We start from the raw sequence: 14,448 nt of genomic DNA, 5'->3' as shown, positions 1-14,448 counted from the left end.
ACCAAGCATTTGTTTGTAGAGGTGTTATTGATTAACTGAATGAATCAGCACTCAGACTGTAGAGGGCATTGTTTGCTATAACTGACCTGTTTATTCAGGGGAAGGGAACAATGAAAAAAACAGTACTCGCACTTTCAATGCTTGCACTCAGCGCATGCAGCCAAACCAGCGACAACAACCTATTACTAACGATTGATAACGACACAGTTGTATTCGAATCAACAGGCAAAGGCACTGTAATCGCAGAACAGGAACTCGCCAAAGGTAGCTATACCTTCTCCATCAGCGACAGTAAAAATACCTGTGGCACCAACTATGCACTTGCGGAAGAGAGTCGCATTAAGTTCAATAAACCCCTTCGCCTAGACGATTGCGCTGAGAAATCTGAGCTCGCTATTAAGGTCTTTCGTGCGAATACCTACCAATTTACACTCAACCCGCAAACCAATGAGTTAACGGTTCAAATAAAGCCAAAACAGCAACAAGTCCAAAGTATTGCTTGTCCGGTCCCTAGTAACGGGCCAACCACCATCAATGTTGCTCAAACCTTTGATGATGGCACCTTGGTCAGAGATGCCCTTTCCGGAATAAAAACAACGGTCACTAACGGCAGTGTCACCTTGCAACCCGCTGAAAGTAGCCAAGGCGTCTTGTTACTAGAAAAAGTTGAACCTGAAACTAAAGCAGATTTTAGTTGGGAGAACGCCACGGTTTACTTCGTGATGACCGACCGCTTCTACAATGGTAACCCTAACAATGACAATAGCTATGACCGTAGCCAAGACGGACAAGATGAAATTGGCACCTTCCATGGCGGTGACCTAGCAGGCTTAACTGAAAAGCTCGACTACATTGAATCGCTCGGTGCTAATGCTATCTGGATTACGTCTCCCTTAGAGCAGATACATGGTTGGGTTGGCGGTGGTGACCGTGGCGATTTCAAACACTATGGCTACCATGGTTACTACCATCAAGATTGGACCAAACTTGATGACAACATGGGTACCGAAGACGAGCTAAAAACCTTCATCGATACGGCGCACAGCAAAGGCATTCGTGTCATCTGGGACATAGTCATGAACCACACTGGCTACGCTACCCTGGCCGATATGCAGGAGTTCGACTTTGGTAAGCTCAACCTGAATGATGAAGAAGCAACCAAAACACTTGGCGAAAACTGGACAGACTGGCAACCCGCTAAAGGTCAGAACTGGCACTACTTCAACAACTACATCTCTTACGGCGACAAAGAAGCGTGGGAAAAATGGTGGGGCAAAGCCTGGCTACGCAGCGATATCGGTGCTTACGACTCTCCGGGTTACAACAACCTGACCATGTCGTTAGCGCACCTGCCCGATTTCAAAACAGAATCGACAGAAACCACAGGGCTACCAAGCTTCTATCGCAACAAGTCCACCAGCGCGACTGATGAACTCAAAACACCTCGTGACCACCTCATCACTTGGCTTTCAGGCTGGGTACGTGAATACGGCGTGGATGGTTTTAGAGTCGATACCGCAAAACACGTTGAGCTCGAAGCCTGGGCAGAGCTTAAAGAGAGCGCCAACCAAGCTCTTGCTGAATGGAAACAGAACAACCCTGTCAAAGCCTTAGATGACTTACCTTTCTGGATAACCGGCGAAGTCTGGGCGCACAGTGTGGTGAAATCAGATTACTTCGCTAACGGATTTGATTCGATCATCAACTTTGAATTCCAGAGCGACATCGCCCCTAAAGCGCTTAAATGCTTATCCGATATCGATGCCGACTATCTTCGCTATGCAGAGAAGATCAACAGTGACAGCGAGTTCAACGTGTTGAGTTACCTTTCGTCTCACGATACATCGCTATTCTGGACCCAGCACGGCAGTGACTTTGCCAAACAGACCAAAGCGGCAAACGCATTGATGTTAGCTCCGGGTGCAGTCCAGATCTATTACGGAGATGAAATCGCCCGTGATTTTGGCCCAACAGGATCAGATCCAATGCAGGGCACTCGTTCAGACATGCCTTGGGAGCAAATAACCGGAGAGCGAGCAGAGCTGTTAAAGCACTGGCAAGCTCTCGGCCAATTCCGCCAGCGTCACCCTGCTGTCGCGCAAGGTAAACACATCATCCGCAACAGCAAGGGCTATTACGCCTTCGAACGTCAATACCAAGATGACAAGGTGTTGGTTGTGTATACCGGATCGAAATAAGCCCGCGGGTTTAAACATTCAAAACTCATGGAGACGCTTCGGCTTCTCCTTTTTGATCTCAAAAACCAGTGCAATAAGCAAGCAGTCACTCATTAGCCGAACTTTATAGAAGTTTTTTACGTGTTAGAGCATTTGGCGCTATGCGTCGCAAAAACATTGCGGTATGTTCAAGGATTAAACTGATGGCAGACATAAGGTCTGCCTTAATGACACATAACAAGCAATCACAATGAATTAGGTAAAATAAGTAATGCAGTTCTCTAAGTTTGGTGAAAAGTTTAATCGTTACTCTGGAATCACTCGTTTAATGGATGATTTGAATGATGGCCTGCGCACTCCTGGCGCAATCATGCTTGGTGGTGGCAACCCAGCCGCTATCCCTGCCATGCTCGATTACTTTAACCAAGCCAGTGCCGACATGCTCGCCAGTGGAGAACTCATCGCCGCCCTAGCCAACTACGATGGCCCACAAGGCAAAGACAGCTTTATTAAGTCTTTAGCGGCTATGCTGAAAGAGACCTATGGCTGGGACATCAGCGAGAAGAACATCAGCCTAACTAACGGCAGCCAAAGCGGCTTCTTCTACCTGTTCAATCTACTAGCTGGCCAGCAGCCTGACGGTTCTCACAAGAAAATCTTGCTGCCAATCGCACCTGAATACATCGGCTACGGTGACGCAGGGATTGATGACGACATCTTTATCTCTTACCACCCTGAGATCGAGCTACTAGAAAGCCGCCAGTTCAAATACCACGTCGACTTCGAACAACTAAAAGTAGATGACTCAGTCGCTGCTATCTGCGCGTCTCGCCCAACTAACCCAACCGGTAACGTACTGACAGATGAGGAAGTGCGTAAGTTGGATAAGCTAGCGCGTGACAACAATATCCCACTGCTAATCGACAACGCCTATGGTCTACCGTTTCCAAACATCATCTTTGAAGATGTAGAGCCGTTCTGGAATGAAAACACGATTCTGTGCATGAGCCTTTCTAAGCTTGGTTTACCAGGTGTGCGCTGCGGTATCGTGATTGCGAGCGAAGAAGTCACCCAAGCGCTAACCAACATGAATGGCATCATCAGCTTAGCACCAAACAGTGTTGGCCCAGCTATCGCCAACCACATGATTGAAAACGATGACCTGCTGCGCATAAGCAGCGAAGTGATCAAGCCTTTCTATAAAGAGAAGTCTTTGCGCGCCGTTGAATTGCTCCAAGAAGCAATTGATGATCCACGTTTCCGTATTCATAAACCTGAAGGCGCTATCTTCTTGTGGCTATGGTTTGATGAACTGCCAATCACCACCATGGAACTGTACGACAGATTAAAAGCTCGTGGTGTATTGATTGTTCCGGGTGAATATTTCTTTATCGGCCAAGAAGACGAGTGGGATCATGCTCATCAGTGCCTACGAATGAACTACGTACAAGACGATGAAGCAATGCAGAAGGGTATTGCGATCATTGCTGAAGAAGTAAAAAAGGCTTATAGCGAAAGCAAATAGAGATTCTCTACTCGGTCGTTCCTCCCACTATGGAATGGCGTTAGAGAAACAAACAAAAAGAGCACCTCAAAGGTGCTCTTTCACTTTTACTTCCCGATAATTTTTAGCTCTAAGGAGCTAGCAGCAATTAACCTTCTAGCAGGCTATTACCATTGATAGCAATCTTACGTGGTTGCATCGCTTCTGGGATTTCGCGCTCTAGGTCTATGTGAAGAAGACCATTTTCCATACTCGCACCTACCACTTTTACGTAGTCTGCAAGTTGGAATTTACGCTCGAAATCACGCTCTGCGATACCTTGGTACACATAGGTTTTTTCTGCTTCAGGTTTACGCTCACCTTTAACAATTAGCATGTTCTCTTTCTGAGTCAGGTCTAATTGGTCATCAGCAAACCCAGCAACAGCCATAGTGATACGGTAGTTGTTCTCGTCTTTTTGCTCGATGTTGTATGGAGGGTAACCGCCAGAAGTGTTCTTCGATGTGTTCGCTTCCATCATGTTGAATAGACGATCGAAGCCGATTGCGTTGCGGTAAAGTGGAGTGAAATCTACAGTTCTCATAATGCTATCCTTTTAGTAAGCAATAGTCTTAGCTGCGAATTTTACTTAGATCGAACCTGTGTATAAGACCAAGTAAACAGCTAAGAGATTCAATTCGCATTCCTCGGGTTTCACCTCTGTTGGCGACAACACTGGGACATGACAGTGAATCAATTTTCAAGTTGTGTGCTGCTAAAGTTATCCTCTGTTGAGCGATTCTTCGTCAGCGGTAATGAAGGTTCTGTTTCTTCTCTTGTAGAGCAAGACAGTCATCCTCTTCACAAATAAATATATGGATTGAGCAAAATAGTTTCAAGGGATTATTTTCAATTATTTTTGCAACTCAATATTTTTCAATACCTTAAGAACGTAAAAAAGCACCATCCCAAGGATGATGCTTTAAAATGATTTTAGTTTTTTGAGACGAAGCTATTTGGCTTTAGTTCAAGGAATAGGTGCGGAGCATACGAATGTATGTGAGCACCTCTGACACAGAAATTAAGCCAAAGAGCGAAGTATCAAAGATACTAAACGTCTAAGTTTGCTACTTTAAGTGCATTCTCTTCGATGAAGTTACGACGAGGTTCAACTTGGTCACCCATTAGCGTCGTGAACAGCTGGTCTGCACCGACTGCATCTTCAATCGTTACTTGCATCATGCGACGTGTCTCTGGGTCCATTGTGGTTTCCCAAAGCTGATCTGGGTTCATCTCACCTAGACCTTTGTATCGTTGTAGGCTTAGACCACGACGAGACTCTTTAATCAACCAGTTCAGCGCTTCAACAAAGTTTGATACTGCTTGAGTACGCTCACCACGTTTGATGTAAGCGCCTTCTTCAATAAGACCGTCTAACGCTTCTGATAGGCTTGCTAGTTTGCCGTACTCTTTCGAGTTGAACAGATCAACGCTTAGTGCGTGTTCGTGTGTCACACCGTGAGTACGAACCACAATCTTAGGTAGGCTTAGACCTAACTCTTCATGCTTCTCAACTTCTAGAGAGTACTGGCTTGCACCTACCTCTTTCGCATTCAGTTGTTCTACTAGCTGCTTGCCCCATGCTTCTACTGCTGACTCATCGTGACACTGCTCAGCAGTTAGACGAGGCATGTAGATCATTTCATGCATTAGAGCATGTGGGTAACGGCGGCTCATACGCTCCACCAGCTTGATACCAGAGTTGTATTGCTGAACTAGCTTCTCTAGCGCTTCACCTGCCAATGCAGGTGCATCAGGGTTTACGTGTAGCGCTGCGTTGTCTAGAGCCAATGCCACTTGGTACTGGTTCATTGCATCTTCATCTTTGATGTACTGCTCTTGCTTACCTTTCTTCACTTTGTAAAGCGGTGGCTGAGCGATGTAGATGTAGCCACGCTCAATAAGCTCTGGCATTTGACGGTAGAAGAAGGTCAATAGTAGCGTACGAATGTGCGAACCATCGACATCGGCATCGGTCATGATGATGATGTTGTGGTAACGCAGCTTATCTGGGTTGTATTCGTCGCGGCCGATACCACAGCCAAGAGCTGTGATTAGGGTTGCCACTTCTTGGGAAGAAAGCATCTTGTCGAAACGTGCTTTCTCTACGTTTAGGATCTTACCTTTTAGTGGAAGAATCGCTTGGTTCTTACGGTTACGACCTTGTTTTGCGGAGCCGCCTGCCGAGTCACCCTCCACTATGTAAAGTTCAGAAAGTGCAGGGTCTTTTTCCTGACAGTCTGCAAGCTTGCCCGGAAGGCCTGCTAGGTCTAAAGCACCTTTACGACGGGTCATTTCACGTGCTTTACGCGCTGCATCACGAGCTCGTGCTGCATCGATAATTTTAGTACAAACGGTTTTCGCTTCTGTTGGGTTCTCGATAAGGAACTCAGACAGTTTTTCACCCATCGCTTGTTCAACGGCAGATTTCACTTCAGAAGAAACCAGCTTGTCTTTAGTTTGGCTAGAGAACTTAGGATCTGGCACTTTTACCGAAATAACTGCAGTCAGACCTTCACGAGCATCATCACCCGATGTTGCTGTCTTCGCTTTCTTAGAGAAGCCTTCCTTATCCATGAAGCTGTTCAAAGTACGCGTCAGCGCAGCACGGAAACCAGCAAGGTGAGTACCACCATCACGTTGAGGAATGTTGTTCGTGAAACAGTAGATGTTCTCTTGGTAACCATCATTCCATTGCATTGCTACTTCCACAGTAATGCCATCTTCACGCTCGTTATCGAAGTGGAAGATTTTTTGAATGATTGGTGTTTTGTTGGTGTTTAGGTGCTCAACAAACGCCTGAATACCACCTTCAAACATGAAGTGATCCGATTTATCTTCTTCACGCTCATCAATTAGCTTGATAGAAACGCCTGAATTTAGGAACGACAGTTCGCGTAGACGTTTAGCTAGAATATCGTAGTGGAAAAGTACGTTTGAGAATGTCTCTTCACTTGGCCAGAAGCGGATTTCTGTACCCGTTTTGTCCGTATCACCAATCACAGTTAGTGGCGCTTGAGGCTCACCGTGGTGGTACGTTTGAGTATGGATTTGACCACCGCGGTGGATAGTCAGAGTAACCTGCTTAGACAGTGCGTTAACTACTGAAACACCTACACCGTGCAAGCCACCTGATACCTTGTATGAGTTATCATCGAACTTACCACCAGCGTGAAGAACCGTCATGATTACTTCAGCAGCAGACACGTTCTCTTCTGGGTGAATTTCAGTTGGAATACCACGGCCGTCATCGCGTACCGATACTGAATTGTCTTCATGGATAGTAACAATGATGTCATTACAGTGACCAGCAAGCGCTTCATCAATAGAGTTATCTACTACCTCGAAGACCATGTGGTGCAGACCGGTACCATCATCCGTGTCGCCAATGTACATTCCAGGACGCTTACGAACCGCATCCAGACCCTTCAGTACCTTAATACTCGATGAATCGTAATTATCTGACATAGTTACTCTCTGACTAATTATCCTTGCTCTATTTTGCCATGTTCCACATGAAACATCCTGCTATTTTCATCATGCATATCTGCAATCTGATCAGCGGTAATAGAGCTTACAAAAACTTGAGCCTCGGTCGCCTTTAAACACTCAGCAAGACGTGCGCGGCGTTGGCTATCTAATTCGGAAGCGAAATCATCTATTAAATAGATGCACTGCTTACCTGTCATTTGAGTGAGGTGTTGCCCTTGTGCTACTCGCAACGCACACACCATCAACTTCAATTGACCTCGTGACAAGACATCTTCCACTGGAGTGCCGTTCACTTTTATCTTCAGGTCCGCTTTGTTTGGTCCACTAAAGGTGTAACCAAGCTGCTGATCCCTTTCAAAATTCTTCTCTAATATCTCAGCGTATGGGGTGTCTTTGTCCCAGCCGCGATAATAGTTAATCTTTATCTCAAACTCTGGTAGGAAGGTCGCGCAGATCTCTTCGGCGACTTCTTTGAGCTGATTGACGTAGGTGGCACGCCACTCACTGATGCTTTCCGCTAAACGGGCCAGTTCTTGGTCCCAGTAGCTCAGCTCTCGATAATGCGTTGCCGTTTTCAATAAGGCGTTTCGCTGCTTATTGAGGCGCTTTACCCTGCCCCATGCATCATAGAAACCCGACTCACTGTGGAAGACTCCCCAATCAATGAATGCGCGGCGATGCTTAGGTCCATCTGTCAGTAAATCAAACCCTTCCGGGTGAATCAACTGCAAAGGTAAGACTTGCGCTAACTGAGCGAGTTTTTGCCCTGTTTGACCGCTTATTTTAACCTCTGTTGTGCCATCGCGCTGCTTATTAATGCCAACTGGCAGCTCAAATTGATCCGAGGTCATAAAACGGCCGTGCACAAACAGTTCGCTACACTCATTTTGTATGATGCGTCCCGTTAGGGAACTCTTAAATGAGCGACCGTGGCCGAGCAGATATACCGCTTCAAGGACACTGGTTTTACCGCTTCCGTTAGGCCCTATAAGAAAGTTAAAGCCTGATGACGGTTGAATGTCACAGGCTTCAATATTTCTAAACTGCTTAACGATTAGACGAGAGAGTGGCATAGCATCATCATATTAATCATTAACGATGGCACCAACTCTATAGACGGATTGGCATAACAACGTACATTGCGCTGTCATCTTGTGCATTTTCAATCAAGGCACTCGCGTTCGCGTCTGACATTGAGATACGAACCTGTTCACAACGCAGTGTATTCAATACATCAAGTACATAGCTTACGTTGAAGCCGATCTCTAGCGCGTCACCATCATAAGTCACGTCTAGCATCTCTTCGGCTTCTTCTTGTTCTGGGTTGTTAGCAGTAATGCGCATCTCGCTATCTGCAAGGTTCACGCGAACACCACGGAATTTTTCATTCGATAAAATCGCTGCACGAGAGAACGCTGAACGCAATTCATCACAGCCCGCTTCTAGTGTCTTGGTGGTGTTTTGCGGCATTACGCGGCGATAATCAGGGAAACGACCATCAACTAGCTTCGAAGTAAAGACATAGTTGTTCACTTCAGCACGCACGTTTGAGTTACCAATTTGCAGCGTTACTGGTTGTTCAGGTGCATCCAATAGCTTCACTAGCTCTTGCACACCTTTACGAGGAACAATGATCTGCTTTTGAGCAAAATCAGCACCAAGCTGCGCTTGAGATACCGCCATACGGTGACCATCGGTCGCCACACTGCGTAGAATCGAGCCTTCAATCTCAAACAACATACCGTTGAGGTAGTAACGAACGTCTTGGTTTGCCATTGAGAATTGAGTTTTTTCGATAAGACCACGCAGTTCAGCTTGTGTCACAGACACTTCAACTTCACTGCTCCAGTCTTCAATATTAGGGAAATCGGCCGCTGGCAAGGTTGCCAATGAGAAGCGGCTACGCCCAGAGCGTACTTGAACGCGGTCGCCATCCAACACCACAGTGATCACTGAGCTGTCTGGTAAACCACGGCAGATATCTAGGAATTTACGAGAAGGCACTGTGATGCTGCCCGCTTCGAAATCACCTTCAAGCGTTACACGGCTGATCAGTTCAACTTCTAGGTCCGTTGCTGTCATCGACAACACGTTATCTTCTACCCTAATCAGTAGGTTTCCTAGAATTGGAAGTGTTGGCCTGCCACCTAGCGCACCAGACACTTGTTGTAACGGCTTAATCAGATGACTACGTTCAATGGTAAATTTCATATCTTGCTCTTACGGTCTAAATGGCACGCAACATAGGTGCGTGACCAAGATTCTGCTTATTAAGGTTAAGAATACTGTGTATTAAGAAGAAAGGGTACGAATCAAGTTAGAATAATCTTCTTTAATGTCGTGGCTCTCTTCACGCAGCTGAGCAATCTTACGGCAAGCGTGCAATACCGTTGTGTGGTCACGACCACCAAATGCGTCGCCAATCTCAGGTAAGCTGTGGTTAGTCAGCTCTTTCGCCAGTGCCATCGCCAGTTGACGTGGGCGAGCAACAGAACGAGAACGACGCTTAGACAGCAGATCAGCTACTTTGATTTTGTAGTACTCCGCCACAGTCTTCTGAATATTATCGATAGTAACCAGCTTCTCTTGCAGTGCCAGAAGATCACGTAGCGCTTCGCGTACGAAATCGATAGTGATTGGACGACCAGTGAAGTTCGCATTCGCGATAACACGGTTCAGTGCGCCTTCGAGCTCACGAACGTTAGAACGCAGACGCTTAGCAATAAAGAATGCCACTTCATCTGCAAGGTGGATTTGATGGTCTTCAGCTTTCTTCATTAAGATCGCAACACGCGTCTCAAGCTCTGGTGGCTCGATCGCAACCGTCAAACCCCAACCGAAACGAGATTTAAGACGATCTTCTACACCGTTGATCTCTTTTGGATAACGGTCAGAAGTTAGGATGATCTGTTGGTTGCCTTCAAGCAGCGCATTAAAGGTATGGAAGAACTCTTCTTGAGAGCGCTCTTTATTAGCGAAGAATTGGATATCATCGATAAGCAATGCATCAACACTACGATAGTAACGTTTGAATTCTTCAATCGCGTTGTTTTGTAGCGCTTTAACCATATCCTGAACAAAACGCTCAGAGTGCATGTACACCACTTTTGCATTCGGCTTACCATCAACAATAGCATTACCTACCGCATGCAATAAGTGAGTTTTACCTAGGCCGGTGCCACCGTAAAGAAATAGTGGGTTGTACGCCGCACCTGGATTATCCGCCACCTGGCGTGCTGCTGCCAAGCCAAGTTGGTTCGACTTACCCTCAACAAAATTATTGAACTTGTGCTTAGGGTTGACGTTTGAACGGTGGTTAATGTCCACATCAACAGGCTCTTCATCGCGCCATGTGTTATGAACAGGCTTACGAGCTTGCAGCTGTGCAGGCGCCGACGACTCTGCCGCTACATCTGCAGCAGTACGAGCTGGCGCAGGAGCCGATGCCGGCGCTGCTGGCTTTGGTGCCGACACACGCTTGCTGCCTACTTCAAAATGCAGATGCGGGATATCGTTGCCGCAATACTCTTGCAGCAGACGGTTAATGCTATTTAAGTACTTATCACGAACCCAATCGAGTACGAAACGGTTCGGTGCAAATAGAGTTAGAGTATTGTCATTGAGCTCCGCTTGTAACGGACGAACCCACATACTGAATTCTGTAGCTGGTAACTCTTCTTGAAGCTGTTGCAAACACTGCAACCAAAGCGAAGATGACACGGTGCCCCCACTCTATTTAAGTAATATGAAATGACTGCTAATTTTACCTGTTGATAAGTCAGATCACCAGCAATTGATCACAGATCCAGTGAATAAGATCCAAGTTATTCACAATAAATTTGTAATTAACCGGCAGATCCGCACATCTTGCCCCTAATTTACTCACACAACGATCCACTTATGCCCGGATCCTTGCTAGTTATCCCCAAAACGAGAATGCGATATAGTTATGGTTAATAACATCTGGTTATTTATTCTATCGAGCAATTTACCAGTAACATCCAATCCCATAAATATGAGGAGTTACCAAATGAATAACTGGATTAAGGCTGCAATTGCGGCTATCGCACTCTCTGCAGCTACTGTTCAAGCTGCGACTGAAGTTAAAGTCGGCATGTCTGGTCGCTACTTCCCATTTACTTTTGTTAAACAAGACCAGCTACAAGGTTTTGAAGTGGATTTATGGGATGAGATCGGTAAACGTAACGACTACAAAGTTGAGTACGTGACAGCGAACTTCTCTGGTCTGTTTGGTCTTCTTGAAACGGGTCGAATCGATACCATTTCTAACCAAATTACAATGACGGATGCACGTAAAGCGAAGTATCTATTCGCAGACCCATACGTAGTAGACGGCGCACAAATTACCGTTCGTAAGAATAATGACAGCATTAAAGGTATCGAAGACCTTGCAGGCAAAACTGTTGCGGTAAACCTAGGCTCAAACTTCGAACAACTGCTACGCAGCTACGATAAAGGTGGCAAGATCAACGTAAAAACCTACGACACAGGTATTGAACACGATGTCGCTCTTGGCCGTGCCGATGCATTTGTTATGGATCGCTTATCTGCGCTGGAGCTTATCAAGAAGACTGGTCTACCATTACAGCTAGCAGGTCAGCCATTCGAAACGATTGAAAATGCTTGGCCTTTCGTAGACAACGATAACGGTAAGAAACTACAAGCCGAAGTAAACGAAGCATTAGCAGCAATGCGCGCAGATGGTACGCTAGAAAGTATCTCTCAGAAATGGTTTGGTGCGGACATTACTCAGAAGTAATCACTCACTCTCCATTCAAGGCCCACTGCTTTATACAGCGGTGGGCTTTTACTTTTATATCACTGATAAAAACGCTTGATATCACGCGGCTTCCAATAAAAATACGAGATAGGTTATGGGATTTGATTTTAACTACATGCTAGAGCTGCTACCGATACTGTTGAAGTATCTCGGCACCACCATGGAGATGGCGATTTGGGGCTTGTTCTTTGCTCTGATCCTGTCTGTGATACTGGCAAACATTCGTGTGTTCAAAATCCCAGTACTTGACCAACTCAGCCAGCTTTATATTAGCTTCTTCCGTGGCACCCCACTTCTGGTTCAGCTGTTCCTCCTTTATTACGGCTTACCTCAGGTGTTCCCGTGGATGGTTGGTTTAGATGCATTCAGTGCTGCAGTCATTGGTTTAACCCTGCACTTTGCCGCTTACATGGCAGAGAGTATTCGCGCCGCGATTATCGGCATTGATCGCAGCCAGATGGAAGCGAGCCTTTCGGTAGGCATGACGACGAGCCAAGCGATGCGTCGAGTGATCTTGCCGCAAGCGACCCGTGTCGCTCTGCCTTCTTTGATGAACTACTTCATCGATATGATCAAATCGACCTCACTTGCCTTTACGCTAGGTGTAGCTGAGATTATGGCTAAGGCTCAAATGGAGGCATCTTCAAGCTTCCGCTTCTTCGAGGCTTTCTTGGCAGTAGCACTGATTTACTGGGGCGTGGTGGTTATCCTAACTCGTATTCAAATCTGGGCCGAAGTGAAACTGAATAAGGCGTACGTACGATGATCAAATTACAAAATATCCACAAGCACTTTGGTGACACCGAAGTTCTCAAAGGGATCGACCTAGAAATCAAGCAAGGTGAGATCATTGTTATCATAGGTTCGAGTGGTACAGGTAAGTCGACGCTACTGCGTTGTGTGAACTTTCTTGAGCAAGCCGACCAAGGCACGATCTCGATTGATGACATCAAAGTCGATGCCCAAAAGCACACCAAAGCAGAGATATTAGCACTGCGACGTAAGACTGGCTTTGTTTTCCAAAACTATGCCCTATTTGCTCACCAAACCGCCAAGCAGAACATTGCTGAAGGTTTGATTACAGTGCGTGGTTGGAAGAAGCAGCAAGCCTATGAAAAAGCAAAACAAATACTTGATGATATCGGCCTAGGTGACAAAGCAGACAGCTACCCAGCTGCGCTTTCTGGTGGTCAGCAGCAACGTGTCGGTATTGGCCGTGCTATGGCAATCCAACCAGAGCTTTTACTGTTTGATGAGCCAACTTCTGCGCTGGATCCTGAGTGGGTTGGCGAAGTACTTAACCTAATGAAAAAATTGGCAAACCAACATCAAACTATGCTGGTGATTACCCATGAAATGCAGTTCGCTAGAGAGGTCGCAGACCGAGTGATCTTCATGGCTGACGGTCATATTGTCGAGCAGGGATCTCCACAGGATATTTTTGGTAATCCACAAGATCCTAAATTAAAAAAATTCCTAAATAAGGTTGGGATCGACTAAGGATCCTTGTGATTTTAGTTATTCTACGTATAATCCCCCGACCGGAATTTTAGTTAACCCAATCATTGACACTTTTTGTGACAGTGATTACAATTCCGCCTCTTTGTTGAGAGGCGTCGGTTTTCCTTTCTTATATAAAGAAGAGAAAAAATGCCCACGCCGGGTTTAACAAAAACCTAAAACTACTGATCAGTAAGGTAATTACAATGAAACGCACTTTTCAACCTACAGTTCTAAAGCGTAAGCGTACTCACGGTTTCCGTGCTCGCATGGCTACTAAGAACGGTCGCGCAACAATCAATGCACGTCGTGCAAAAGGCCGTAAGCGTCTTTCTAAGTAATCTTTGATTATTTTGAATAAGCTAGCCTTCGGTCGGGAGTTACGCTTGTTAACTCCCGAACATTATCAAAATGTCTTCAAGCAAGCTCATCGAGCTGGCTCTCCTCATTTCACCATCATTGCTCGAAATAACTCTCTTTCAAATCCTCGTCTTGGATTAGCTGTTCCGAAAAAACAGATTAAAACCGCCGTGGGTCGTAATCGATTCAAGCGTCTTACTCGTGAAAGCTTTCGTAACACTCAGCACAAACTTCCTAACAAAGATTTTGTTGTAATCGCTAAGAAGAGCGCGCAAGATTTAAGCAATGAAGAAATGTTCAAGCTACTCGATAAATTATGGCTTCGCCTGTCTCGCCCTTCGCGTGGATAGCGCTAATACCCATCTATTTTTATAGATGGTTTATTAGTCCACTCATCGGCCCACGCTGCCGATTTACTCCAACCTGCTCTTTATATGCGATAGAAGCGTTGAAAGCTCACGGTTTTGTAAAAGGGTGTTGGTTATCAGGCAAACGTCTATTAAAATGCCATCCTTTGAACGATGGGGGCTTTGACCCCGTTCCACCAGTCCAAAAACAAGACAGAGATAAATAAC

Annotated in this window: 13 protein-coding genes; 8 read left to right on the top strand and 5 right to left on the bottom strand. The window is 45.8% G+C overall.

Translation table 11 applies throughout. The features are described from left to right. Positions 1 to 110: 110 nt before the first annotated feature. Both ACTRWI_RS05060 and ACTRWI_RS05055 read left to right on the top strand, forming a co-directional pair. Positions 111 to 2,198, top strand: coding sequence for an alpha-amylase (locus tag ACTRWI_RS05060; RefSeq protein ID WP_499129728.1), 2,088 nt, complete (start codon positions 111 to 113; stop codon positions 2,196 to 2,198). Between the two features lie 250 nt (positions 2,199 to 2,448). Next, positions 2,449 to 3,702, top strand: coding sequence for a valine--pyruvate transaminase (locus ACTRWI_RS05055; RefSeq protein ID WP_499129727.1), 1,254 nt, complete (start codon positions 2,449 to 2,451; stop codon positions 3,700 to 3,702). A gap of 127 nt (positions 3,703 to 3,829) precedes the next feature. Here the strand turns inward: ACTRWI_RS05055 and ACTRWI_RS05050 are convergent, their stop codons facing one another. From ACTRWI_RS05050 to dnaA, 5 genes are all read right to left on the bottom strand, one after another. Beyond that, on the bottom strand, positions 3,830 to 4,264 hold the full coding sequence (locus ACTRWI_RS05050; protein ID WP_004739258.1) for an Hsp20 family protein: 435 nt from the start codon (positions 4,262 to 4,264) through the stop codon (positions 3,830 to 3,832). A 506-nt stretch (positions 4,265 to 4,770) separates the two neighbouring features. Next, positions 4,771 to 7,188 carry a DNA topoisomerase (ATP-hydrolyzing) subunit B gene (gyrB, locus tag ACTRWI_RS05045; protein WP_499129726.1) on the bottom strand — a complete coding sequence of 806 codons (2,418 nt, stop codon included), beginning with the start codon at positions 7,186 to 7,188 and terminating at the stop codon, positions 4,771 to 4,773. Between the two features lie 17 nt (positions 7,189 to 7,205). Then, the gene (gene recF / locus ACTRWI_RS05040) at positions 7,206 to 8,285 is read right to left on the bottom strand and encodes a DNA replication/repair protein RecF (protein WP_499129725.1); all 1,080 of its coding nucleotides are present in this window, start codon (positions 8,283 to 8,285) and stop codon (positions 7,206 to 7,208) included. A 37-nt stretch (positions 8,286 to 8,322) separates the two neighbouring features. Beyond that, positions 8,323 to 9,423 (bottom strand): DNA polymerase III subunit beta, encoded by a 1,101-nt coding sequence (dnaN, locus tag ACTRWI_RS05035; RefSeq protein WP_499129724.1) that lies wholly within the window; start codon positions 9,421 to 9,423, stop codon positions 8,323 to 8,325. Positions 9,424 to 9,504: 81 nt separating this feature from the next. Next, the gene (dnaA, locus tag ACTRWI_RS05030; protein WP_499129723.1) at positions 9,505 to 10,932 is read right to left on the bottom strand and encodes a chromosomal replication initiator protein DnaA; all 1,428 of its coding nucleotides are present in this window, start codon (positions 10,930 to 10,932) and stop codon (positions 9,505 to 9,507) included. 310 nt (positions 10,933 to 11,242) lie between these two features. Between dnaA and ACTRWI_RS05025 the strand changes: the two genes are divergently transcribed. The 6 genes from ACTRWI_RS05025 to yidD all read left to right on the top strand — a co-directional run bounded on the left by ACTRWI_RS05025 (position 11,243) and on the right by yidD (position 14,447). Continuing rightward, positions 11,243 to 11,992 (top strand): amino acid ABC transporter substrate-binding protein, encoded by a 750-nt coding sequence (locus tag ACTRWI_RS05025; protein WP_499129722.1) that lies wholly within the window; start codon positions 11,243 to 11,245, stop codon positions 11,990 to 11,992. A 115-nt stretch (positions 11,993 to 12,107) separates the two neighbouring features. Further along, on the top strand, positions 12,108 to 12,779 hold the full coding sequence (locus ACTRWI_RS05020) for an amino acid ABC transporter permease (protein ID WP_004739268.1): 672 nt from the start codon (positions 12,108 to 12,110) through the stop codon (positions 12,777 to 12,779). Further along, positions 12,776 to 13,513 carry an amino acid ABC transporter ATP-binding protein gene (locus ACTRWI_RS05015; RefSeq protein WP_499129721.1) on the top strand — a complete coding sequence of 246 codons (738 nt, stop codon included), beginning with the start codon at positions 12,776 to 12,778 and terminating at the stop codon, positions 13,511 to 13,513. The genes ACTRWI_RS05020 and ACTRWI_RS05015 overlap by 4 nt, the downstream gene beginning before the upstream one ends. Positions 13,514 to 13,719: 206 nt before the next feature. Continuing rightward, positions 13,720 to 13,854, top strand: coding sequence for a 50S ribosomal protein L34 (rpmH, locus tag ACTRWI_RS05010; RefSeq protein WP_004735800.1), 135 nt, complete (start codon positions 13,720 to 13,722; stop codon positions 13,852 to 13,854). Between the two features lie 45 nt (positions 13,855 to 13,899). Then, on the top strand, positions 13,900 to 14,223 hold the full coding sequence (rnpA, locus tag ACTRWI_RS05005) for a ribonuclease P protein component (RefSeq protein WP_017055478.1): 324 nt from the start codon (positions 13,900 to 13,902) through the stop codon (positions 14,221 to 14,223). Continuing rightward, the gene (gene yidD, locus ACTRWI_RS05000; protein WP_102426369.1) at positions 14,190 to 14,447 is read left to right on the top strand and encodes a membrane protein insertion efficiency factor YidD; all 258 of its coding nucleotides are present in this window, start codon (positions 14,190 to 14,192) and stop codon (positions 14,445 to 14,447) included. Before rnpA ends, yidD begins: the two co-directional genes overlap by 34 nt. Position 14,448: the final 1 nt, after the last annotated feature.

This window comes from Pseudoalteromonas sp. G5_S1_14_S5 (assembly GCF_054968605.1).
Note: the sequence above shows the minus strand (reverse complement) of the source record. Positions and strands in the feature narration are given on the sequence as shown.